20 protein-coding genes are annotated in these 21,726 nt (G+C 67.0%); 4 read left to right on the top strand and 16 right to left on the bottom strand.

All coding sequences use genetic code 11. The features are described from left to right. Window positions 1-170: 170 nt before the first annotated feature. The 8 genes from AC1DXX_RS23015 to AC1DXX_RS22980 form a co-directional block, all read right to left on the bottom strand. The gene (locus tag AC1DXX_RS23015) at window positions 171-1,478 is read right to left on the bottom strand and encodes an MSMEG_0569 family flavin-dependent oxidoreductase (protein ID WP_478136524.1); all 1,308 of its coding nucleotides are present in this window, start codon (window positions 1,476-1,478) and stop codon (window positions 171-173) included. Window positions 1,479-1,509: 31 nt separating this feature from the next. After that, window positions 1,510-1,794: an MSMEG_0570 family nitrogen starvation response protein gene (locus AC1DXX_RS23010; protein WP_478136523.1), complete on the bottom strand. Its 285-nt coding sequence runs from the start codon at window positions 1,792-1,794 to the stop codon at window positions 1,510-1,512. Next, window positions 1,785-2,972 carry an MSMEG_0565 family glycosyltransferase gene (locus tag AC1DXX_RS23005; RefSeq protein ID WP_478136522.1) on the bottom strand — a complete coding sequence of 396 codons (1,188 nt, stop codon included), beginning with the start codon at window positions 2,970-2,972 and terminating at the stop codon, window positions 1,785-1,787. The genes AC1DXX_RS23010 and AC1DXX_RS23005 overlap by 10 nt, the downstream gene beginning before the upstream one ends. After that, window positions 2,965-3,975 (bottom strand): sll0787 family AIR synthase-like protein, encoded by a 1,011-nt coding sequence (locus AC1DXX_RS23000; RefSeq protein ID WP_478136521.1) that lies wholly within the window; start codon window positions 3,973-3,975, stop codon window positions 2,965-2,967. Before AC1DXX_RS23000 ends, AC1DXX_RS23005 begins: the two co-directional genes overlap by 8 nt. Then, window positions 3,972-4,532 (bottom strand): MSMEG_0567/Sll0786 family nitrogen starvation N-acetyltransferase, encoded by a 561-nt coding sequence (locus AC1DXX_RS22995; RefSeq protein WP_478136520.1) that lies wholly within the window; start codon window positions 4,530-4,532, stop codon window positions 3,972-3,974. The genes AC1DXX_RS23000 and AC1DXX_RS22995 overlap by 4 nt, the downstream gene beginning before the upstream one ends. Before the next feature lie 2 nt (window positions 4,533-4,534). Continuing rightward, complete coding sequence (locus tag AC1DXX_RS22990) at window positions 4,535-5,617, bottom strand: MSMEG_0568 family radical SAM protein (protein WP_478136526.1); 1,083 nt, start codon at window positions 5,615-5,617, stop codon at window positions 4,535-4,537. Then, a complete protein-coding gene (locus tag AC1DXX_RS22985) occupies window positions 5,580-6,644 on the bottom strand; it encodes a Nit6803 family nitrilase (protein ID WP_478136519.1) in 1,065 nt (354 codons plus the stop codon). The genes AC1DXX_RS22990 and AC1DXX_RS22985 overlap by 38 nt, the downstream gene beginning before the upstream one ends. A gap of 145 nt (window positions 6,645-6,789) precedes the next feature. Next, window positions 6,790-7,272, bottom strand: coding sequence for an MSMEG_0572/Sll0783 family nitrogen starvation response protein (locus AC1DXX_RS22980; RefSeq protein ID WP_478136518.1), 483 nt, complete (start codon window positions 7,270-7,272; stop codon window positions 6,790-6,792). Between the two features lie 342 nt (window positions 7,273-7,614). On the opposite strand from AC1DXX_RS22980, the gene AC1DXX_RS22975 reads away from it, so the two are divergent. Then, window positions 7,615-9,018: an aminotransferase-like domain-containing protein gene (locus AC1DXX_RS22975; RefSeq protein WP_478136517.1), complete on the top strand. Its 1,404-nt coding sequence runs from the start codon at window positions 7,615-7,617 to the stop codon at window positions 9,016-9,018. Here AC1DXX_RS22975 and AC1DXX_RS22970 read toward each other — a convergent pair. The 4 genes from AC1DXX_RS22970 to AC1DXX_RS22955 form a co-directional block, all read right to left on the bottom strand. Beyond that, window positions 8,954-10,252, bottom strand: coding sequence for an NUDIX hydrolase (locus AC1DXX_RS22970; protein ID WP_478136516.1), 1,299 nt, complete (start codon window positions 10,250-10,252; stop codon window positions 8,954-8,956). The two genes, AC1DXX_RS22975 and AC1DXX_RS22970, sit on opposite strands and share 65 nt — an antisense overlap. Before the next feature lie 22 nt (window positions 10,253-10,274). After that, window positions 10,275-12,398, bottom strand: a complete 2,124-nt coding sequence (locus AC1DXX_RS22965; RefSeq protein WP_478136515.1) for a LamG-like jellyroll fold domain-containing protein — start codon at window positions 12,396-12,398, stop codon at window positions 10,275-10,277. 161 nt (window positions 12,399-12,559) lie between these two features. Continuing rightward, window positions 12,560-13,105 carry a flavin reductase family protein gene (locus AC1DXX_RS22960; protein WP_478136514.1) on the bottom strand — a complete coding sequence of 182 codons (546 nt, stop codon included), beginning with the start codon at window positions 13,103-13,105 and terminating at the stop codon, window positions 12,560-12,562. Window positions 13,106-13,119: 14 nt separating this feature from the next. Further along, a complete protein-coding gene (locus tag AC1DXX_RS22955) occupies window positions 13,120-14,388 on the bottom strand; it encodes an acyl-CoA dehydrogenase family protein (protein ID WP_478136513.1) in 1,269 nt (422 codons plus the stop codon). Between the two features lie 131 nt (window positions 14,389-14,519). On the opposite strand from AC1DXX_RS22955, the gene AC1DXX_RS22950 reads away from it, so the two are divergent. Both AC1DXX_RS22950 and AC1DXX_RS22945 read left to right on the top strand, forming a co-directional pair. Further along, window positions 14,520-15,056 carry a MarR family winged helix-turn-helix transcriptional regulator gene (locus tag AC1DXX_RS22950; protein ID WP_478136512.1) on the top strand — a complete coding sequence of 179 codons (537 nt, stop codon included), beginning with the start codon at window positions 14,520-14,522 and terminating at the stop codon, window positions 15,054-15,056. 29 nt (window positions 15,057-15,085) lie between these two features. Then, window positions 15,086-16,024: a LysR family transcriptional regulator gene (locus AC1DXX_RS22945; protein WP_478136511.1), complete on the top strand. Its 939-nt coding sequence runs from the start codon at window positions 15,086-15,088 to the stop codon at window positions 16,022-16,024. Window positions 16,025-16,053: 29 nt separating this feature from the next. Here AC1DXX_RS22945 and AC1DXX_RS22940 read toward each other — a convergent pair whose 3' ends face one another. The 3 genes from AC1DXX_RS22940 to AC1DXX_RS22930 are packed head-to-tail and all read right to left on the bottom strand — an operon-like array spanning window position 16,054 to window position 18,251. Beyond that, on the bottom strand, window positions 16,054-16,368 hold the full coding sequence (locus AC1DXX_RS22940; protein ID WP_478136510.1) for a Dabb family protein: 315 nt from the start codon (window positions 16,366-16,368) through the stop codon (window positions 16,054-16,056). Between the two features lie 4 nt (window positions 16,369-16,372). Continuing rightward, window positions 16,373-17,242, bottom strand: a complete 870-nt coding sequence (locus tag AC1DXX_RS22935) for an intradiol ring-cleavage dioxygenase (protein ID WP_478136509.1) — start codon at window positions 17,240-17,242, stop codon at window positions 16,373-16,375. Between the two features lie 25 nt (window positions 17,243-17,267). Next, complete coding sequence (locus AC1DXX_RS22930) at window positions 17,268-18,251, bottom strand: amidohydrolase family protein (protein WP_478136525.1); 984 nt, start codon at window positions 18,249-18,251, stop codon at window positions 17,268-17,270. Between the two features lie 402 nt (window positions 18,252-18,653). On the opposite strand from AC1DXX_RS22930, the gene AC1DXX_RS22925 reads away from it, so the two are divergent. Beyond that, window positions 18,654-20,030 carry an MFS transporter gene (locus AC1DXX_RS22925; protein WP_478136508.1) on the top strand — a complete coding sequence of 459 codons (1,377 nt, stop codon included), beginning with the start codon at window positions 18,654-18,656 and terminating at the stop codon, window positions 20,028-20,030. Window positions 20,031-20,145: 115 nt separating this feature from the next. Here AC1DXX_RS22925 and AC1DXX_RS22920 read toward each other — a convergent pair whose 3' ends face one another. Continuing rightward, window positions 20,146-21,714 (bottom strand): MFS transporter, encoded by a 1,569-nt coding sequence (locus AC1DXX_RS22920; RefSeq protein ID WP_478136507.1) that lies wholly within the window; start codon window positions 21,712-21,714, stop codon window positions 20,146-20,148. Between the last annotated feature and the right edge of the window lie 12 nt (window positions 21,715-21,726).

The following is a 21,726-nucleotide window of genomic DNA, read 5'->3' as shown; positions in this document are numbered from 1 at the left end:
GGTGTGCTCTGCGCAGCGAAATAAAGGAGGAGGCCTGCGGCCTTAGGCCGCGCCGGGGGACATTCGCGGAGCAGAGCACACCGTCGGCGTGAGCGCGCCCTGAACAGCAGCGCCCCAACATGGCTCCACATAGACCGTAGACAGGCGCTGAGCGGCTGGCCGGTCCGCCGCTAAGCGGCGCGCAGCGCGGGGGCCGAAGATGCCTCCATGGCGTCGCCGCCGCGCAACCCCGCCTTTCTCTGCTCGATCGCCTCGGCCAGGAATTCCGCGTCGCGCGCCACGCCGGAAAAACGGCCCGACCCCCAGGTGTGCAGCCACGGCAGGCCGAGGAAGTACAGGCCGGGTTCGTTCGTCACCCCGCGCCGGTGCACCGGCGCACCACGACCGTTGAAGACCGGCGCGTCCACCCAGGCGAAGTCGGGCGAGAAGCCGATGCACCAGATCACGCTCGCGATGCCCGCCGCCGCGAGGTCGAGCCGCGTGCGTTCCTCCGCCGGCTCCCACACGGGCGTGTAGACCGAAGGCGGCGGCGCCTCGATGCCCCGGGCGGCGATGTGCCTGTCGATGGACGCGTTGATGCCGTTGTAGACGCCGTCCGCGTGGTCCAGGTTGTCGCGCAGGTTGGGCTGCAACTCGAAGCGGCCGCCGTCGAAGCCGCTGAGCAGGCCGTAGAGTTCCATGCCTTCGCGCGCGAAGCGCCGCAGGTCGATGTCGCGCCCGCCGTCGCGGCCCGTCACGTAGTGGTTGGTGTTGTCGCGCACGCCTTCGCGCAGCGGGTGCTCGGTGACCGGCATCTCGTAGTAGTTCATGTCGGCCAGCCAGTCGACCACCTCGCGGCCGCGGTAGAAGCGCGCGCAGCGCGGCGCATTGCCGGTGGCGAGATGCACCTTGCGGCCGGCCAGGTGCAGGTCTTCGGCGATCTGCGCGCCCGACTGGCCGCAGCCCACCACCAGCACTGCGCCACCGGGCAGCTGGGCCGGGTTGCGGTATTGCGCCGAGTGGTACTGCACCACGGTGGCCGGCAGCTTCTCGGCCAGCCGCGGCACGATCGGGCGGTGGTAGCCGCCCGAGGCCACCACCACCTGATCGGCGGTGTAGTCGCCCGTGTCGGTCTGCACGGTGAAGCGCTCGCGTTCTGCACTGCGCGAGACGCGCTCGACCGTCACGCCCTCGATGGCCGGTGCCTTCACATGCTCGACAAAGCCTGCAAGCCATTCGTTGATCTGGTCCTTGACCATGAATCCGTGCGGATCGCTGCCGAGGTAGCCCCAGCCCGGCAGCTGGCACTGCCAGTTGGGCGTGACGAGGCAGAACGAATCCCAGCGCTGCGTGCGCCAGCTGTGCACGAGGCTGCGCTTCTCGATCACGAGGTGGTCGATGCCGCGCTGCTGCAGGCAATGGCTCAGCGAGAGGCCGGCCTGGCCGCCGCCGACGATGATGACGCTGTAGTGGCTGCGCCCGCCGTAGGGATGGGACATGGGGTTCTTCTTTCTCTGGATGAGGGGGACGTCAGTCGAAAGCGACGACGGTGACTTCGGCATTGGCGGTGCCGGCGAAGCGGGTGGCGATGTGCTCGATCTCGGCCAGCTGGTCCATCGCCTGCGAGCAGGCGAAGCCATACCTGGCGCGCACGCGTTCGGAGGCGATGCCCAGGGCTTCGCGGGTGCGCTGCAGGAAGTCGTCCAGCGCATAGCGCCGGCCGGGCGCCAGGAAGTCCTGCACCACCAGCGAGGGCGAGTAGCAGCGCGTTTCGCTGGCATCGGGCCAGCGCACCTGGAAATGCATCACGGGCATGGGTGTCTCTCTTTCAAATGGGCGCGGTAGAGGGCGGCATGGCGCTCGGCGCTCGCAGCCCAGCTGAAGCGCTGCGACAGGCGCCCTGCCGAGGCGGCGATGCGCTGCGAATCGCGGGTGGCCAGCGCCTCGGCCAGTGCCTCGGCAATCGATACGGCATCGGCCGGATCGGCCCAGCTCACGTCTGTCTCGGCCAGGTATTCGGTGAAAGGTGCGATGCGCGAAACGACCACCGGCACGCCGCTGGCGAGCCCTTCGAGCACCACCAGGCCGAAGCCTTCGCGCAGCGACGGCATCGCGACCACATCGGCCAGGCGGTACAGCGCGGCGATGTCGGCATCGGGCAACGGGCCGGTCACGCGCAGCGGCTGCCCCGGGCCTTCCTCGAAGCCGAGCGCCTGCGCCAGCGCGCCGAAGGCCTGGGCATGGGCCGCGTGGTCGAGCAGGCTGGCGCCGCCGGCCATCACGAGCTGTGCGCGGGGATGTGCGGCGCGCAGCAAGGCGAAGGCGGCCAGCAGGCGCAGGCTGTTCTTGCGCTCCTCGATGCCGCCGACCGCCAGCACGACCGGCGCACCGGCGGCGATGCCGAGGCGCTGTGCGAGGGCCGCATCGCCGTCCCGGGCCGCCGGCGAGAAGCGCGTGATGTCGACGCCGTTGCCGATCTCATGGGCCTCGATGCCGTATTCGGTGCCGAGATGCTCGCACCACAGGCGGCTGGCGCTCAGCACCAGGCTCGCGCGCTCGAAGGCCGTCTGCTGCCAGCGCGTGAGCTGTGGATCGTCGAAGGTGTCGAGGTGGTGCACGGTGCGCACGAAGCCGTCGATGTGGCCGGCGTCCTGCAATTGCGCGAGCGCGTTGCCGCCGATCGAGTCGTGCGTGTGCAGCACGTCGAAGGATTCGCGTTGAAGCAGGCCCTGCAGGTGGCCGACGAAGGCATCGATGCGCGAACGCACCATGCCGACGGTGTCGCGCGGCGTGCCGTTCACCAGCACCAGCTCGACCCTGCACGGCGGCGTGCGGAACAGGGCCTGTCCCGGCGCGGCCGGAGCCATCACCGTCACCGCGTGGCCGGCCTCATGCAGCGCGGTGGCCAGCTCGAGCGTGTGGACCACGCCGCCGCGCGGATTGACCGAATGCGTCAGCAGGCCGATGCGCAAGGGGCGGTCGAACTCAGACATGCAGCGCTTCCCCGGTTTCGGCGGATGTGTGCGGCTGGATGAAGGCGTCGCTGCCGAAATCCCAGAGCAGGGCCTCTTCCCCGCCCGCATGCAGCCGCACCTGCCGCGTGGCATCGACCTCGCCGACCACCGCGCAGGCGATGTCGCGCGCGGCGAAGCGCCCCAGCACCGGCGCGACCTGCGAGGGCGCCACGCTGAGCACGAAGCCGTAGCTCGGGAAGGACGAGAGCCAGCGCATCAGCGGCACACCGTCGGGCCTGGGCAGCGCATCGATGTCGATGCGCGCACCGACGCCGGAGCATTCCAGCAGCATCAGGGCCGTTCCCACCGCGCCGGCCATGCTGATGTCCTTGGCCGCGTGGCACAGGCCCTCTTCGGCCAACGCCGGCAGCACTTCGAGATCGGCGCGCAGGCGCGCGGCGGGCGCGGTGGTCGAGGCGTTCCAGTACGGAAAGGGCTCCTCGTAGGCGCCGCGCAGGTCGGTCGCCATCACCAGCAGGTCGCCGGGCTTCGCGTCGAAGCTGGTCAGCAGCTTGCGCGCGTGGCCAAGGATGGCGACGGCCAGCTGCGGCCGCTCGCTGCGGTTGTTGCTGTGGCCGCCCACGATGGGCACGCCGTAGCGCACGGCCGCTTCCGCCAGTCCGCGCAGCACGTCGTCCGCCGGGTTCATGCCCGTGCTCCACAGCGCATCGACCACGGCCGTGGGGCGCCCGCCCATGGCGTAGATGTCGCTCACGTTGACCATCACGCCGCAATAGCCCGCGAACCAGGGCATGCGCACGATGAAGTCTTCGACCAGCCCTTCGATGGCGAACAGCAGGTAGCCGCCGTGGCCGTCGGGAATCGCGGCGCAGTCGTCGCCGATGGGCACGGCCTGCGCCAGTGCGGCATGGCCGCCGGGCAGCGAGCGGCCGAGGGCCGACACCACGTCGCTGATGTCGCGCTTGTGGGCGAAGCCACGCGTGGCGCGCAGGGCTTTGGCGATCTCGTGGACCTTCGTCATGACACCGCCTTGGCGCGCGTGACGAAGCCGCTCACGGGGTCGTGGCAGGGCGGGTACCGGCCCAGGTCGGCCTGCATGCGCGCATGCGGGCGGCCGTGCACCGACGTCTCTTCGAGCAGTTGCCAGCCCAGCTTGCGGAACAGCGGCACGTTCTGCATCTGCACCTGCGCAAGGAAGGTGCTGCAGCCCAGCGCGTTGGCGCGCGACACGGCCAGCCGGATCAGCGTGACCCCCAGGTGGCCCTGGCTGCGGAATGCGGGATGCACCGCAAGGCGCGAGCCCCACCATTCGCCGGGTGCATCGCCGCGATGGATGCGCACCGTGCCGACCACCTGCTCGGGCATGCCGCCGTTGCACGACATGGCCACCAGCAGTTGCGCCTCGTCGTCGGTCGCATCGCGGTCGTCGCGCGCGAAGATGCCCTGCTCGATGCAGAACACCGCGCGGCGCAGCGCCATCGCCTCGTCGCGCTCCCACCGCTGCGCGGCTTCGCGCACCAGATATTCGACGGGGGCGTAATGCAGGTCCAGCTCGCTCAGGTCGTCGATGCACAGCATGGTCAGCTTTCGCTTTCTTTTTCGTATATCGACAGCGAGGAGCACGCGCCGCACTTGCCGCAGCCCGCCTTGATGTCGGCCGAGCGCAGGCCCGCGGCCACCACGCGCTCGCCCAGCGGCGCGAGCAGCGACTTCATGAACTCGGGCGTGGGCGCGGGATGGTCTTCGAGCGGCGTGCCGCTGATCGGCACGAAAGGCACGACGAAGGGGTACACACCGCGCGCGAGCAACTGGTCGCAGATGCCGAGGATGGCCTCGCGCGTGTCGCCGAGTCCGGCCAGGATGTAGGTGCTGACCTGTCCGCGCCCGAACACGGCCACTGCCGCCTCGAAGGCGCTCATGTAGCGCGAGATCGGCACGCCGGCCTTGCCCGGCATGATGCGTTCGCGCACCTCGGGCGTCACCACTTCGAGGTGCATGCCGAGCGTGTCGATGCCTGCGGCCTTCATGCGGTGGAACCACCGGTCGTCGTCGGGCGGCTCGCACTGGCCCTGGATCGGAATGTCGACGGCGGCCTYGATCGCGAAGGCGCTCTCGCACAGGACGGCCGCGCCGCGGTCGGTGGCGTTGGGCGTGCCGGTGGTCATCACCATGTGCTTCACGCCGTCGAGCAGCACGGCGGCGCGCGCCACTTCCGCGAGCTGCTCGGGCGTCTTGCGCGCCACGGTGCGGCCGGCCGCGAGCGACTGGCCGATCGCGCAGAACTTGCAGCTCTTCTTTCGGCTCTCGTAGCGGATGCAGGTCTGCAGCACCGTGGTGGCGAGCACGTCGCTGCCGTGCAGCGTGGCGATGTGCGAATAGGGCACGCCGTCGAAGGTCTGCATCGCGTAGAAGCGCGGCTGCTTCGGAAAGCTGATGCTGGCGATGGGGATGCTGCCGCGCATCACGCGGCTCATGCCCTGCGCGTCGGGCGCCTCGGCGGTGAAGGGCGAATGCCAGGCGCTGGAGGTATGGACGGGCACCATGATCGTGTGCCCATCCACCGTCACGGCCTTGTGGTCGGAGGGGCCCGCGCCGCCGCGGCGGCTCGCAACGCCGGCCGAAGGATCAACCAGCCGCAACCCGAAGGACTGGAGCTCGGTCATCAGTTGCCGGCTGTCCGGCGAGGTCGTCGTGGCGATGGTCATGGTCGGGGCTCCGTTGAACGAGGGGGTGGGGTTGCGTGGCGTGTGTCCCGTGCATGGGCAGGGTGGTCTGCGCTGGCCGGTCGTTGATGGCGAGCGACAGCAATTCGGGCCGCGCGTAGTGGCCGACCGAATCCATCATTCGCTTGCGCTTGGCGATCAGCGCCATGTCGAGGTCGGCGACGACCATGCCTTCGCCCTCGGTGAGCGGCGGCGCGAGGTGCTTGCCTTCGGGCGAGACGATGGCGGTGTGGCAGCCGCCGCGCAGCGCCTTCTGCAGGTTGGCGTCGGGCGTCACGCTGCGGATCTGCGCGTCGGTGAGCCAGCCGGTGGCGTTGACGACGAAGCACCCTGATTCGAGTGCGTGGTGGCGGATGGTCACTTCCATCTGCTCTGCGAAGATCGGGCCGACCAGCGAGCCGGGGAACTGCGCGCAGTGGATTTCTTCGTGCTGCGCCATCAGCGCGTAGCGCGCGAGCGGGTTGTAGTGCTCCCAGCAGGCGAGGGCGCCGACGCGGCCGACGGCCGTGTCGACCACCTTGAGGCCGGCGCCGTCGCCCATGCCCCAGACCATGCGCTCGTGATAGGTGGGCGTGATCTTGCGGCGCTTGAGCGCGAGCGTGCCGTCGGCGTCGAACACCAGCTGCGTGTTGTAGAGGCTGCCGTGGTCGCGCTCGTTGACGCCGAGCACCACCACCATGCCGCGCGCGCGGGCGCGCTCGGCCACGGCCTGCGTGACCGGGCCGGGCACGACCACCGCGCGCTCCAACAGCTGCAGGTGCGGCGGCCCCTGCAGCACCGGCGGCAGCACGAAGCTGAAATAGGGGTAGTAGGGCACGAAGGTCTCGGGAAAGACCGCGAGCTGCGCGCCCTTCGCCGCGGCCTCGTCGATGGCGCCGCACACCCGCTCGAGCGTGCCGTTGGGTCGCTCGAAGTCGGGCGCGATCTGGATCGCCGCGGCCCTGACGGTGCGTGATGAAGAACCCATGATCACCCCCTCCCCGCTGCGGCGAGCAAAGCGAAGCCCATTCGGGAAACACCGCGGAACCGGCTTTGCCGGGCCGCTGGTGTTGCCCCCTGCAAGGGGGTGGGCGAAGCGACACGAAGTGCGCGAAGCCTGGGGGTGGTCATGTTCACAGCGTCCAGGTGTCGAGGATGACGGCGCCGGCCTTCTTGTGCAGCAGCACCAGGTCCAGCACGTCGAGCGGGTTGATCGGCGTGATGCCTTCGATCAGCGCGCCTTCGCCGTGGCCGTACAGCGCCTGCAGCGCGAAACGGCAGGCGTACACCTTGCCGCCTTCCTCGATGAACTTGGCGATCTGCTTGTTGAAGTTCTGGTGGCCCGGGAAGGCCTCGTCGCCCAGCGTGGGAAAGCCGCGCTGCACGCCCAGCGTCACGCCAGGGCCGTACAGCAGGATCGAGGTCTCATAACCCTTGCGCTTCAGGCGCGTGGCCTGCAGCAGGTTCACGAAGCCGATCGAGCCTTCGAAGGCCACGGTATGGAAGGTGACGAGCGCCTTCTCGCCGGGCTCGGCCTTGACGTCTTCGAACACCTTCTCTTCGTAGTCGACGAGGAACTCGCCTTTCTCGTTGCGGGGGCGGGTGACTTTGGGCATGGGGGACTCCGGTTGAGGGGTTGAACGCAGGTCTTGCGTGTCTTTCTCTTCGCAGGCGATGTGCCAGCGCCCGGCCGGGTGGGTGCGATCAAGTCGCGATCAATGTGCAGCGGTGCGGCCTGCATGCGGATAAAAAAATTCAGCAAGCCCGGAAAGGCGAGGGTGCGGGTGGCCGGCAAGGCGGTTCTTGCACCGGGACGACGCACGCGGCATGCGATCAATGCACCCGATCAATGGACTTGATCGCACCTGATCGAAGCATTCGGGCCCTCTGGGACGGGCGCGATTCCTGCGTGTTGATCGGTAGCCCGATGCAATCAATGGATGCAATCAACTCCGCCGATGAACACGATCACCACCCACTGGCGCAAGCAGCTGCGCAACAGCGCCAGGCCGGCCTACCTGCTGCTGGCCGAGCTGATTGCCGACGACATCAAGACCGGCAGGCTGGGCGTGCGCGACCGCCTGCCCACGCTGCGCGAGCTGGCCGCCGACCTGGCGCTCAACTACACGACCGTGGCGCGCGGCTATGCCGAGGCGCGCAAGCGCGGGCTGATCGACTCGCGCGCCGGTACCGGCACCTTCATCCGCTCCGGCAGCCCGAGCCTGCGGCTGCGCGGCGGCAGCGGCGCCGAGATGACGATGAACATGCCGCCCGAGCCCGACGACGAGCACCTGATGGGGCGGCTGCACGACAGCGCGAGCCGGGCCTTCGCCGAGATCGATTTTCACGACCTGCTGCGCTACCAGGACTTCGGCGGCAGCGCGCACGACCGCGAGGCGGCGATGCACTGGCTGCGCCCCTTCGTGCCCGACGCGAGCGTGGACCGCATCCTCGTGTGCCCCGGCATCCATGGCGTGCTGACCGCGCTGTTCTCGCAGCTCGCGCGGCCGGGCGAGCTGATCTGCGTGGAGTCGCTCACCTATCCGGGCGTGAAGGCCATCGCGGCGCAGCTCGGGGTGCAGCTGCATGCGCTGCAGCTCGACGACGACGGCCCGATTGCCGATGCCTTCGAGCACGCCTGCAGGACGCTCAAGCCCAAGGCGCTGTACTGCAACCCGACGCTGCTGAATCCGACCGCCGGCACGGTGTCGCGCGCCCGGCGCGAGGCGCTGGCCGACGTGGCGCTGCGCTACGCCATCCCGATCATCGAGGACGATGCCTACGGCATGCTGCCGCGGCAGACGCCGGCCACCATCGCCACGCTGGCGCCCGCGCTCACCTACTACGTGAGCGGTTTCTCGAAATGCTTCGGCGCTGGTTTGCGCAGTGCGTACGTGTGCTCACCGACGGTGGTGCAGTCGCAGCGCCTGGCCGGCGCGATGCGCGCCACCACCGTCATGGCGTCGCCGATCACCAATGCGCTGACGACGCTGTGGGTGGCGGACGGAACGGCCGAGGCCATGTTGCAGGCGGTGCGCGCGGAATCGGTGGCGCGGCAGCTGCTCGCCACGCGCCATCTCGGCGGCAGCGGATTGCAGGCGCATCCCGAAGGCTTTCATGCCTGGCTGCCGCTCACGCCGGGATGGAGCCCGGTGGAGTTCGCGTCCTACCTGCGCACGCAGAACGTCGGCGTCGTGGCCAGCGCGGCGTTTTCCACCGATGGCGATCCGCCCGATGCCGTGCGCATCTGTCTCGGCGGGCCGATGTCGCGCGAGCAGTGCGACCAGGCGCTGCGCCTCATCGCCGATACGCTGGCGCACCCGCTGCATCCGCACGCGACGCTGCGCGCGGGCGGTGGATGAAGCCTTCGGCCGCGGCGATCCACGCGACGGCATGGCCTGCGCCGAGGGTGGCCGATGTGCCGGGTCCCGTGAAGAGCATGCGCTCTTCGACCAGCAGGAGGCATGGCGCGCCTTCGTCGTCCCGCAGAACCCGAAGGGTGGCGCCGCCGAGGTCCAGCGTTTCTCCGGGCCACGAGGGATGCATGTCCGGCGTACCCGGTTGCGTCGAGACGGTCCAGCGCACGGGGCCGGGCGCAGCGGCGCGAACGGCGGCATCGTGCGGCCTGGGGCCGATCAACGCCCAGCCTTCCGTTCCGCCGACGAGGTAGCTGTGGAGACCGGCCGCGCCCTCGGTGCCGCCCGCAACGCGCAGCACCCTGGCGGAAAGCCGCGTGACGAGGCCTGCTTCGAGCGCATAGCGGGCATCACCGCGGCCATCGGGGTCGAGGTGCCCGATCTCTTCGTACGCGGGCTCCTCGATGTTCACCGCGCGGCGGCCGCCGGGGCCGTCGGCCAGCCTCGGCATGTTCAGCGGGACCGTGCGCAGCTGCCGCACGTGGGCCAGAAAGTCGCCGGCGCGCTCGAACGCGTCCAGCTGCTGGAGGACGCGCCGCGTCACGTTCATCAGCTTGAGGCCGCGGGCCGGGTCCAGCGCCTGCGCAGGCCTCAGCCACATGTGCTCGACGGTTTCGCGGCCGTCGGGGCGCACCGCCTGCCCGGGCGGGACCAGCGCGGCGAAGAAGCGCGTGTCGAAGCGGCGCGGCATTCCGGGCGGCGTCAGCCAGTGGCCGAAGTAGACGACCCGGTCGCCGGCGAGGCGCCAACCCCGCGCCTCGCACATGGCGAGCAGCGCATCGGTGCCCCGCTCGGCGGCCTCGCGCATGGCGGCGAGTTCGGCGGGCGGAAGATCGAGCAGCCGGACCGGGCGGCCCTGCGCATCGTTCGCAAGAAGAAGGCCCGCCTCCTCGAAGCACTCGCGGATGGCGGCCGCGTAGAAGTCGAGACCGCCTTCGGGCATGGCGAGGCGCGCGCTTGCCGCGGCATCGTCGAGGCCCGTGCACAGCGCATGCAGATGGCGGTCGTGCGCATCCAGCACGCCGCCCGGAAAGACGCTGGCGCCGCTGTTCTGGTCATTGGCCTTTTCGGCGCGGCGCAGCATCAGGGCTTCGAGGCCTTCGGCGCCGTCGCGCAGAACGACCAGCGTGGCCGCGGTGCGTATCGGGCGCGGTGGAGAAGCGGGAGTCGGGGCAGTCATGCGGCGCTATTGTGAATGCGGCCTACACCAGCGATGCGATCTCCGCGATGCCGAGCGCACCGCTGTAGAGCCGGAAGTCGTCCACACGCCCCTGCAGGCCGGGATCGTCGGGGAACTGCGAACGCCCGAGCCAGTCTTGCGTCGTCTCGCCAAGGTCGAAAGGGGCCAGCGTCATCTCTGCATTGGTGCCGGCGACGACGCCGTCCACGTACAGCGTTCCAAGCGTGCCCGACAGGGTGACCGCGACATGCACCCAGCGCCCGCTCGGAAGCGCCGCCGTGCCATCGATCACCTCCTCGTTGAAGCCGTGGACCGTGGAGATCCCGTAGCGGACCACGCCGCTGCCATTGCGGGCCGTGAGCATCATGTAGCGGCGCGTGCCGGAGCCGAAGTCGAACACGCGGGACCAGGTCGCGGCGCTGTCCAGGAAGACCCGGACCGAGACCGTGAAATCGGCGGCGTTCTTCGCAAGGCCTGTTGGAAGGCTGACGGGCGCGCGCGCGCCGCCGTCGGGTTTCCACTGCAACAGCAACTCGGGTTGGACGGACACCCGCGCTTCGTTGGAGGGGGCGCTGTCGCCCGAGGCGATGGCCGCAACGATCACGTAGTGGTACACGCCGGTCGGGCTGAGCGCGGTGTCGTTGAACGTGAGCACGTCGGTGATGCCCGATGCGATCACGCTGTAGGGGCCGCCCGCCTGCTCCGCGCGCCACACCGAATAGCTTTGCGCACCGGTGCAGCCCCACCATGACAACACCACCTGTGTGCCGCGCAACCGCGCGGTGAGCCCGCTGGGCCGCACGGGGGTTGCGAGCGGATCGCGCGTGAAGGTCAGCGTGCCGAAGCCCAGTTGGTCGCCGTTGCCGCCGTCTCCCTCGGGGCGCATCTGTGCGGCTTGCAGGGCGGTGTAGGGGGTCGCGATGCCCAGCCGGTTCGCGTAGTGGTTGTGCACGCTTTCCCAGACGGGCCGGCGGCTCCCCTGGCTGCCCGTCGACAGCACGGACTGCGTGCCCTGCCTGTTGACGTTGGTGAAGAAGGGCACCGTGTAGAAGGCGCCGGAGCCATCCAGAAGATTGGACTTCGCCACGTACTCGGAGCCGGCCAGGAAACGGTTGTTCTCGTAGCCGTAGATGTCGTCGCCCTGGTTCCACGCCATCTCGCAGAACGCGCCCGCCAGCCCGATGCCGAGCGTGCAGTGCCCCTGGTCGCGCCCGCTCTCCTGCCATTGGCCGAGATAGCCGGGATGCACGTGATAGACCGCCTGCAGGCCCGCCCCATTGCCCTGTCCGGTCTTGTAGTAGCCGATGGCTTCGTCGTAGATGTCCGGCCGGTCGCACAGCACGCCGATGGCGAGCATCGAGGCCAGCGCGCACTGGTCCCAGTTGGCCCAGTAGTTGGTGATGACGGAGCCGTTGTGGTCGATCAGGAAGCTGTGGTTGAGCGGATAGAACACGGTCAGCATCATGTTCTGGAAGCGCGCGAAATCGGCCGGCGCCCAGCCTGGATAGGTGCGCATGATCTCGGCCGCATTCGCGAACTCGTAGCCGTAGATGCCCGCCGCGAGAAAGCGGTCCGCATTGCCCGTGACCGATGTCAGCGTGGAGGACCACTCGTTCAGGAAGACCACGGCAAGGTCGGCATAGCGCGTGTCCTGCGAGACCTTCCAGCGCAGCGCGAGCTGGTAGGCGCGCGCGACGTCGATGAAGAACTGCGCGAAGTTGGAGTCGTCGCCACCTCGGACCACCGTGGCCAGCGGCCGCGGTTTCGCGCCGAGCTGTGCGCGGCCGTTGCCTGTCAATGCGTTCCAGCCGTCGAGCCAGGGTTGGGCCTGGTCCTTGACCTTCTGGCGCATGCGATCGAAGTCGCTCTCCGTGTGAAGAAGGCCGGGGTGGACGAACTTGCGCGCCTGAGGGGACGGAGACGGGGCCGGCGCTACCGCGGGTGCGATGGCAGGTTCGCTGGAAGGATCGACTGCTGCGGAAGCAGCTGGCGGGACCGCCGTCCCGGGTGCCGCGATGCCTCCCCCGACGAAGCTGCCGCCTTCACCTCCGCAGGCTGTTGCCCCCAGAGTGGCAAGGCCGATCGCGCCGACGCAAAAAGTACGGCGATCCAAAGAAGTGTCGTTTTCGCTGTCCGAGATGCGCATTGTTTGTTTGAACTGGATGACTGGTAATGATTTGTTACAGCAACATGCATGCCAATCGTTTGCGCGGCGACGAGCACGCCCAAACTGACATTCAGCGTCACATGAGGCCCCATCGATTGACCCAGAATGTCACTGCCGAGCGTTACGCGCCCCCCCAGACATCATTGAGGCCGCGCCAGCGTCGCCGCGAGTTCCCACAGCGATCCCATTTGCCCTGAATGAAAGAGCAGAGGCGGCGTGTCGGTCCGCGAGAAGCGATCGACCCGGCCGAGGATGATCGTGTGATCTCCCGCCTGGTGGCGCGAATAGGTCGAGCACTCGAACGTTGCAACACTCTCGACAAGCCTTGCACATCCGTTGGGTCCGACATCGAATGCTTCGGCGAAGCGCTCGAATTTGTCCGCTGCGGGCCTGGCGAAATGCGAGGCCAGGTCGCGCTGCGCTGCGGTCAGCACACTGAGGTTGAAAGGCCGTGCCGCAAGGAATGCGTCGGCACTGCGGGTGTCGTCGCGGATGCTCCACAGAATCAAGGGTGGATCCAGTGACACCGAGGCGAACGAGTTGATCGTCATCCCCTCGCGCTTGCCGTCCGGCGTCGTGGTCGTCACGAGGCAGACCCCCGTGGGGAAGGCGCCCAGCGCCTGCCGCAACTGGCGAGCATCGACCGTGTCGGCCGCATCGCCCGTGATGAGAGCCCAGGAGTACATGGCGGGTGCCTCGATCAGTACTGGCCCTTGGGCTCGAGGCCGAGCAGGTATTGCCCCACCATGGAAGAAACCGCGTCCCAATTGAGGCTGATATGCCGCGAGATGGCGTTCGTGTCGCGCCACATGCGCTGGATCGGCTGGTTCAGCGACAAGCCCGCGCCTCCGACGCTGGCGAACACCGCTTCGACGGCATCGCGTGAAAGACGTGCGGCGAAAGCATGGTCGCGGCGATTGCGAATTCGTTGCTGGATGCTGATGACATGGCCATCGACTGCCATCTGCTCCACCTGTGCGGTGTCGCGATAGAGGAGCAGCCGCGCCGCATCGACGCTCGCCGACGCTTCGGCCAGGCGGGACTGCACTGGAAAGAACTCGCTCAACCTGCTTCCGCCTCCGGCAACGGCCCCCCGCGTGACGCGCGAGCCGGCCAGATCGATCAGTTCGTCCACGGCGCCTTGGGCCGTGCCGATGATTGGCGACACGAGGCACACCGGCACCGCCGATAGAAAGGGGATGCGGTAGATCGGGTTCGTGTTGACTTTGGCGCCAGGAGGGCTGTTGGAAGAAGCCTCCGCAAACGTCAGCTTGCGGTGCCCTGGAATGAATGTCGGCTTGTCGATGACGATCGCCTTGGATCCCGTCCCGGCCTGGCCCGCCACGTACCAGTTGTCCTCGATCGACCAATCCGACCGGGGTGCGAGCAGAAAGCCGGCCGTTGGCGGGGCGCCCTTTTCTTCCGGCGGAAACTGAACGCCCAGCAGGGCCCACTGGGAGTTGTCCACGTTGGACGCGAAAAGCCATTTGCCGTGCACGAGATAGCCGCCGTCGACCTTCTCGGCCATCGTCGCCGGTGCGTACGAGCCGCACACGATCGCGCTGGGGTCCTCGCGCCAGACGTCGTCCTGCGCCTGCTCGGGGAAGGTTGCGACCAACCATTGGTGGATGGCGCCCAGCGAGCAACCCCAGGCCGACGACGTGCAGCCTCGTGCCAGTTCGCTGACCACGTCGATGAAGGCGGTGAAGCCGTATTCGAAGCCGCCGTAGCGTGCCGGCTGCATCAGCTTGAAAAAGCCTGCGTCGTGGAACGCACGCGTCGTCTCGTCCGAAACGCGGCGGTCCTGTTCGGTGCGTTGAGCCCGGGCGCGTAGCACTGGCACCAGTTCGCTTGCGGATGCAACTATGTTTTCGATCGAAGGGGCACCTCTTACAGGTGACTTTCGGCCTGGCGCAGGGATGTCGACGTGATTGAGTTGGGCGAGCGGATTCGTTGCGGCATCGGTCATGGGGGTCTCCAAAAGATGGGTGGCTCTGCGATCAGAGAGGTCAATTGAAGCGGATAACATTTGTAAATGCAATCAATAATGACTCGGGGTTTACGCTATATCGGGGATACTTTTCGCTTGTAAGATCGGCCATGACCAAGAGAAAGCCGACAACAACTGCCCCCGCAAAGCAGCGCAAGACGAGCCCCGATGCGCTCCCTGAATTGATTGCAGAAGCAGATAAATCTGCGAACCACGATCTCGAGCGGGCAATCCCTTACTTGCTTGCGCGTGCAGGAACTCGAATGGGCCAGTCGTTCAGCAGGGAACTCAAGCAGTTCAACCTTTCGCTGACCGAGTGGCGGATCTGCGTCGCGCTGCACCACCAGCCCCATCAGCGGCTCTCCGACCTGGCGTTGCACACATCAACCGAACCCTCCACGCTCTCGCGAACGGTCGACGGGCTGCTGCAGCGTGGCGTGCTGGTGCGCGATCGATCGGACGAGGATGCCCGGGCTCTCGCGCTCGCGCTGACCGAGGCAGGGCGCGACCTCGCGTTGCGGATCATTCCCCTGGCTCAGTTGTACGAGCGGGTGTCGTTGTCGGGACTGAGCTTTGCGCAAGCCGAGTCGCTTCGGGACATGCTCCGGATGGTCTACGACAACCTGGCGGTGTTGGACAACGAATGACGGCTCGATGAGCGGTCGGAGACGGCGCGGTGAACATCAACTCCATTGATCTGAATCTCTTCCTGGTCTTTCAGGCGATCTACGCCACGCGCAGCGTGACGCTCGCGGGTGATCGGCTTGGCATGACGCAGTCCGCGGTGAGCAATGCCCTCAAGCGCATGCGTGAACGCTTCAACGACACGCTGTTCGTGCGCTCGGCGGATGGGATGGTCCCCACGCCAGTTGCCGAGCGCCTCATCGCTCCGATCGAAGAGGGAATCGCCTGCCTGGTGCAGGCGGTCGATCAAGGCAGGACTTTCGATGCGCAGACATCGAGCCGCACGTTTCGAATTGCGGTCAACGACATCGGGCAACTGGTCATGATGCCCGAGCTGCTCATGGTCGCTCGCGCCGGTGCACCCGGGGTTCGCTTCGAAACAGTGGATGTCTCCATGGCCGACGCCCGGCAGCGGATGCTCCATGGACAGATCGATATCGCACTCGGCAGTTGGGAGCCGATGGGGCCGTCGTTCTATCAGCAGCGACTGTTCGACGAGTCATTCGTCGTGCTGATGTCGAAGACGTCGCCGCTGGGCACGCCCGAGCGCATCGAACTCGACGACTACCTCGCGGCGGAACACATTGCGTACCGGCCTCAGGGAACGACCGACTCCCAATTGCAGCAGACACTGGAGCGAGCGGGCGCACTCGATCGCCGGCGGGTCGTCCTGACGGCCGCCCACTCGCTGGGCTTGTCGTCGATCGTCGCCGCGTCGGGCTTGCTGCTGACTGCGCCAGCCCGTCTCGCCAGGGCGATGGTGGCTTCACGCGCGGATCTGCATATCGTCGATGCGCCGTTCGAGGTCATGCCATTCGAAATACGACAGCAGTGGCACGAGCGATTTCATCAGGACAGCGGAAACCGGTGGCTGCGTGAACTGATATTCGGCCTCTTCCATGAGCGATCACGCCGCGAGCCACGGATGTAGGCGTCGTACCGGTGCGCCTGGAAGGTCTATCACGCTGCGCGCGAGCGGCTGTAGTCGACTTGATAGCGCTCGGTGCGGATGTCGCCGAGCTCCCGCTTGACGCGAAGGTGCTCGGGATGCGTCGCATAGCCCTCCAGGCTCTGCGCATCGCGAAAGCGTGTGTAGAGCGCTACATCGCAGGCGTAGTCGACGCGACTCGTGTCGATCCCTACTTCGAGTTCCAGAAGACCTGGAATCCGGTCGCGCAGCCCTTCGAACGCATTGCGAATCGTCGTGCAATTCCTGCTTCGCTCCGCGGCCGTGGCACCAGCGACGCGCCACATGACGATGTGTCCTACTTCCATGCTTCTAGTCCTTCCTGGCGTTGTTCAAGACGAAGTCGTATTCGAGCGTGTAGAAGGGAACGCCCATGCATGTTCCATCCGGCGCAACGCCGGGCTCATTGCGCTTCCACTCGGCGATGAGCGAGCTGCGCACGCCGAATACCGCGTCGGAGTCGAGATAGCGGCCTCCTGAGCGGAACACATGGGTGATGAGCGTCTCGTACCCCGGCGCCCGGATCATGAAGTGCAGGTGTGCCGGACGCCACGGGTGGCGGCCGAGCTTCTCCAGCATCTGCCCCACCGGGCCGTCGTGAGGAATCGGGTAGGGAACAGCCACGATGGATTTGAAACGGTAGCGGCCGTCCTCGAGGCTGCTCAGATGGCCTCGACCTTGCGCATGGTCCAGCTCCGAACGCTGAACGTCGTACCAGCCTTCGTCGTCGGACTGCCAGACGTCGATGCGCGCATTGGCAATCGGCTCGCCGTTGATCCCGCGGACGGTTCCGCCAACGAAGCAAGGTTCACCGCTCGCACCGTTGGCGATGTCGTCGCCGTTCTTGTACGCCGGCGCATCGGGTACATAGAAGGGGCCGAAAACCGTTGCCTCGGTGCATCCGGCCGGGCGCCGATTGCACTGTGCCGTGACAAGCGTCGAAAGACCCAGCACATCGGACAGCAGGATGAACTCCTGCCGCTTGTCGTCGGTGATGCTTCCCACGCGCGTGAGGAAGTCGATGCCATGGGACCACTCGGCTTCGGTGAGCTGCACCTCGCGGGCGAAGTCATGAAGGTGCCGTACCAGACTGTCCATCACGGTCTTCAGGCGCGCATTGGAAGTTGCACCGTGCGCTTTCTGGACCGCGCTGGTGATGGTCCATTCGTCGATGTCGATCATTCGATTCCGTGCCCGCTCGAGCGACTCAGGACTGCTTCAGCTTGAACAGCGACAGCGCGTTCGTTCGGCCGATCTTCGTTCGATCGGCCTCGCTGATGCTCGCGTCGTTGAACCAGTTCGAAGCGTGATCGACGTTCTCGAAAGGCCAGTCGGTCGAGAACAGGATCCGATCCGAACCGACTTCCAGCATCGCATCGATCAGCGTCTGGGTGCGGAAGTTGCCGGAGGTCGTGAGGTAGAAGTTTTCCTGGAAGTATTCGCACAGCTTGCGCTGGGCCGGATAGCCCTTGGGGGCCTTGACCCAGGCATTGCGGTGGTCGACTCGCCACATGTTGTAGGGCAGGCCTTCGCCCAGATGGCCGAGGATGATCTTGAGACCGGGATGGCGATCGAAGAGACCGCTCGCCATGAGGCGCAGGGCGTGGACGGCAGTCTCTTGTGCAAAAGCCCACGTGGGGCCGAGCAGCCACGGATGGCCTTCGTAGATCTGCGCCGCGCTCGCGAGCGGGTTGCGCGGATGCAGGTAGAACGGCGCGTCGAGCCGCTCCGCCGCGGCCCAGAAGGGGGCGTACTGCGGCGCGTCATAGTAGGTGGCGTTGTCGGTCGTGCCGACCTGCGAGAAGCCGTTGACCAGGGCGCCGCGGAAACCCAGTTCGGTCATGCACCGCTCGAGCTCCCGGGTGGCCCTTTCGGGGTCCTGCATGGGCAAGGCTGCGAACGCCTGGAAGCGGTCAGGCCTTCTCGCCACCTGCTCTGCCAGAAAATCGTTCGCGCGGATCGCGAGCTCGCAGGCTTTCTGCGGATCGGGCACCGCCTGCACGGCAGGTGCATTCAGCGAGAGGATCATCATCTCCATGCCGTGCGCATCCATCTGGCGCAAGCGCCCTTCATGAATGTCGAGGAGGCGGCTGCTGAGCTCCCGCCAGTAGTCTCCCGGCACGAAGCCCGCTGAATCCTGAAGCGTCTCGGGAATCGCAAAGTGTTCCTCGAGGCCGATCTTGCCTTGCATGACCATCTCCTTTGTGCGCGCGGGCTCTGCCGTTGCTTGGGTTCCTGGCAGTGCCACGTTGGCGTTCGCCTGGTTGCCGAATCTACGAAGGCACCGGGGCGTGGTCCAACGAATATCGGTGATAGCGCGCATTCGCAAAGCGCATGGAAGAGCGGGGCAAGGCATCGCGACAGTCCTGTCCATGGGTAGACCCTCCCCAGAATTTCCAGGATTGATAGGGAACATCCGAAAAATGCGTTGGACCCGCCACTGCGGGGTGACCATCATTCAGGACATAGCGGAACCACGCTTGCCGTGAGTCTGGCCGTGCGATGGTGTGCAGCAGCAGCGTGAACCTCGTCTCGCGGGCCGATGTGCAGGCCCTGACACCCGTTCCAATTCATTCAGTCGGAGACAAGAGCCATGCGCCAAATCGATCTTCACAAGCTGGCCGACGATGCCCGCTTCAACCGCTTTCACGGGCGCGTGCTGTTCTGGTGCGCGCTGATCATCGTGTTCGACGGCTACGACCTGTCGGTCGTCGGCATCGCACTGCCCTCGATCATGGCGAAGATGGGCGTCGATGCGACCAACGCCGGATTCATGGTGAGCTCGGCGCTCTTCGGCATGATGTTTGGCGCCATCTTCCTCGGCACCATCGCCGACAGGATAGGTCGCCGCTGGGCGATCGCCATCTGCATTGGCCTGTTCAGCGTTTTCACGGCCGCAGCGGGTCTTGCCAACGATCCCTTCACGTTCGGCGCGATGCGCTTCCTTGCCGGGCTCGGCATCGGCGGCGTGATGCCGAATGTGGTCGCGCAGATGACCGAATACTCACCCAGGAAGATTCGTGCGACCCTTGTCACCCTGATGTTCAGTGGCTACGCAGTCGGCGGAATCGTTGCAGCGCTTCTGGGCAAGGGGCTCATCGAAACCTACGGCTGGCAGTCGGTGTTCTTCGCGGCCGGCCTGCCGGTCCTCCTGATTCCCGTCATCCTGAAGTCGGTCCCGGAATCGATGCCATTCCTGCTGGCCAAGGGTCGAACTGACGAGTTGAAAGAGATTGCCTCCAGACTCGACCCCAGCTACCGGCCGCAGGCGACAGACCGATTCGTCGTGCCGGCGGAAGACAAGGCCGACAGCGCACCGATCAAGCACCTTTTCCGTGAAGGCCGCGGCTTCAGCACGGTGATGTTCTGGATCGCGTTCTTCATGTGCTTGTTCATGGTGTTTGCACTCAGTTCGTGGCTGACGAAGCTCATGGCCAGCGCCGGCTACAGCCTGGGCTCGGCATTGACGTTCGTGCTGGTGTTGAACGCAGGCGCAATGGTCGGCGCCATCGGCGGCGGCTGGCTCGCCGACAGGTTCCACATCAAGTACGTACTCGCAGCCATGTATGCGCTGGCCGCGGTCTCGCTCACGCTGCTTGGGTTCAAGATGCCGACGCCAGCGTTGTTCATCCTTATCGGCCTGGCCGGTGCGTCGACGATCGGCACGCAGATCGTCGCCAATGCCTACACCGGACAGTTCTATCCGATGGCGGTCCGCGCTACCGGTCTCGGATGGGCATTGGGCGTCGGCCGCAGTGGCGCAATCCTGGCGCCGATCCTGATCGGCGTGCTGGTGGGCATGAGCCTGCCGCTGCACCAGAACTTCATCGCGATCGCGATTCCAGCTGTCATCGGCATGATCGCGGTGCTGCTCATCAAACACGACCGGTCAGCCTCGATACAACACGCCAACGCAAGTTCCGAATTGCCCCGGGCTCCTGCGAACATATCGGTGGTGCGCGGAAGTTGAGCCTGTTACGTCACGGGATCGCGTTCGACGAGGTGGAGACGCCTGCTGGCGGTAGCGAAATGCTCGCCCGAGCTCTCGTATTTCGTCCCTCGACAGGCCCAGGATCGATAGAGCCTCAGTGCCCGCCAGCCGCGCCGGGCAGCACGTCCTGTGCGGGCGAGGCGCGCCGGCGACCGAGCACTGCAAGGCTGAACACCGCGGTCAGCCAAGCCCCGAGCCCACCGTACAGCATGACCCATCCGAAGCCATGGGTCACGGCGGCCTGGAGGATCGCGCCGGCGGCATCCGGCGCAGCCAGCGTCGCCAACATCTGCTGCGCGCCCGCCACGTCCCCGCCGGCAAGCCGCTCGGCCAGCGCACGCAGCCGTGCTGCATCGAGCGCCGGCCCCAGCGCCGTGCGCAGCGCGGCCAGGATGCCCGCCACGAGCACCAGCCCCATCACTGCGATGTTGACGGCCAGGGTGATGAGGCGTGCGCTGACGTCCATGCCCGAGGCCATGCCGGCGCGGTTGGCAGGCACCGAGGCGGTGGTCATGTTGGTCGCGGGCGTGGTGGTCAGGCCCAGACCGATGCCGGCGACCAGCGCGCCGGGCAACACCGTCCAGCCGCCCAGGTGCGTGAGGCTGCTGCCCAGCTTCATCAGCGCGAAGCCCAGGCCGATCAGGAACAGGCCGGCGGGAATCACCAAACGCGCCTGGTAGCGCAGCAGCAGCCATTGCGCGATCGGCGGCATTACCAGGAAAGGCACCGTGTAGACCAGGAGCGCCAGCCCGGTGGTGGTGGTGTCGTAACCCAGGCCGGCGGAGAAGTACAGCGGCAGGTAGATCATGAACGGCCAGTAGCTGCAGTTCATGCCGATGCAGCCGAGGATGGCGCCCGAGAAGTCGCGGATCTTGAACACCGAGAAGTCGAACATCGGATGCGGATGCAATCGCTCGACCGCGACGAACGCGATCAGGCTGAACACCGTTGCCGCTGCCAGGCTCAGCGCGGCCGTGCTGGCCCAGCCCAGGCCCTCTCCCTGCGTGATGAGGGAGGTGAGCCCGAGCACCGCGACGGTCAGCGTGGCGATGCCGGCGAGGTCCAGCTTCTGCTGGCGGGCCTGCGGGTCGCTGGACTCCGCCACGCCGGCCATGATCAGTGCCAGGCCCAGCAACGCCAGCGGCGCGTGCACCAGGAAGACCCAGTGCCAGCTGGCCAGCGCGACGATGGCGCCGCCGATCACCGGGCCGAAGCCCAGACCGATGCCGGCCACCACGCCCCAGATCGCGAAGGCGCGGCCGCGTGCCTTGCCGTCGGGGAACTGGTGCGACAGGATCGCGATGGAGCAGATGAACATCGCGCCGCCGGCCATGCCCTGCAAGAAGCGGCCGGCGATCAGCACCGCCGTGCTGGGCGCCAGGCCGCACAGCAGCGATGCGATGCCGAAGGCCAGCACGGTGAGCGCGAACACGCGGCGCCGCCCGTAGCGGTCGGCCAGCGTGCCGGTGGCCATCAGCACCGTGGTGCAGGCGATGGTGTAGGCGTTCATGATCCATTGCAGGTCCTGGAAGTCGGCGTGCAGCCGCGCTTCCAGCACCGGCAGGATGATCGGCACGCTGGAGATCTCCAGGCCGAACAACAGTGCCGCCAGGCAAATGGCGGCAAGCGCAAGGGTGGGATGGCGAGGAGTGGAAGAAGACATCGGCGCGTCGTG

The organism is Variovorax sp. P4_B10 (genome assembly GCF_056402375.1).
Note: the sequence above shows the minus strand (reverse complement) of the source record. Positions and strands in the feature narration are given on the sequence as shown.

Excerpts from the sequence above, each read along its gene's own strand:
- AC1DXX_RS22940 (WP_478136510.1), bottom strand. The coding sequence starts at position 16,368 with ATGGAAGTAGGACACATCGTCATGTGGCGCGTCGCTGGTGCCACGGCC.
- AC1DXX_RS23015 (WP_478136524.1), bottom strand. The coding sequence starts at position 1,478 with ATGTCCCATCCCTACGGCGGGCGCAGCCACTACAGCGTCATCATCGTC.
- AC1DXX_RS23010 (WP_478136523.1), bottom strand. The coding sequence starts at position 1,794 with ATGCCCGTGATGCATTTCCAGGTGCGCTGGCCCGATGCCAGCGAAACG.
- AC1DXX_RS23000 (WP_478136521.1), bottom strand. The coding sequence starts at position 3,975 with ATGACGAAGGTCCACGAGATCGCCAAAGCCCTGCGCGCCACGCGTGGC.
- AC1DXX_RS22965 (WP_478136515.1), bottom strand. The coding sequence starts at position 12,398 with ATGCGCATCTCGGACAGCGAAAACGACACTTCTTTGGATCGCCGTACT.
- AC1DXX_RS23005 (WP_478136522.1), bottom strand. The coding sequence starts at position 2,972 with ATGTCTGAGTTCGACCGCCCCTTGCGCATCGGCCTGCTGACGCATTCG.
- AC1DXX_RS22920 (WP_478136507.1), bottom strand. The coding sequence starts at position 21,714 with ATGTCTTCTTCCACTCCTCGCCATCCCACCCTTGCGCTTGCCGCCATT.
- AC1DXX_RS22980 (WP_478136518.1), bottom strand. The coding sequence starts at position 7,272 with ATGCCCAAAGTCACCCGCCCCCGCAACGAGAAAGGCGAGTTCCTCGTC.
- AC1DXX_RS22970 (WP_478136516.1), bottom strand. The coding sequence starts at position 10,252 with ATGACTGCCCCGACTCCCGCTTCTCCACCGCGCCCGATACGCACCGCG.
- AC1DXX_RS22985 (WP_478136519.1), bottom strand. The coding sequence starts at position 6,644 with ATGGGTTCTTCATCACGCACCGTCAGGGCCGCGGCGATCCAGATCGCG.
- AC1DXX_RS22930 (WP_478136525.1), bottom strand. The coding sequence starts at position 18,251 with ATGCAAGGCAAGATCGGCCTCGAGGAACACTTTGCGATTCCCGAGACG.
- AC1DXX_RS22950 (WP_478136512.1), top strand. The coding sequence starts at position 14,520 with ATGACCAAGAGAAAGCCGACAACAACTGCCCCCGCAAAGCAGCGCAAG.
- AC1DXX_RS22975 (WP_478136517.1), top strand. The coding sequence starts at position 7,615 with ATGAACACGATCACCACCCACTGGCGCAAGCAGCTGCGCAACAGCGCC.
- AC1DXX_RS22995 (WP_478136520.1), bottom strand. The coding sequence starts at position 4,532 with ATGCTGTGCATCGACGACCTGAGCGAGCTGGACCTGCATTACGCCCCC.
- AC1DXX_RS22935 (WP_478136509.1), bottom strand. The coding sequence starts at position 17,242 with ATGATCGACATCGACGAATGGACCATCACCAGCGCGGTCCAGAAAGCG.
- AC1DXX_RS22955 (WP_478136513.1), bottom strand. The coding sequence starts at position 14,388 with ATGACCGATGCCGCAACGAATCCGCTCGCCCAACTCAATCACGTCGAC.
- AC1DXX_RS22960 (WP_478136514.1), bottom strand. The coding sequence starts at position 13,105 with ATGTACTCCTGGGCTCTCATCACGGGCGATGCGGCCGACACGGTCGAT.
- AC1DXX_RS22925 (WP_478136508.1), top strand. The coding sequence starts at position 18,654 with ATGCGCCAAATCGATCTTCACAAGCTGGCCGACGATGCCCGCTTCAAC.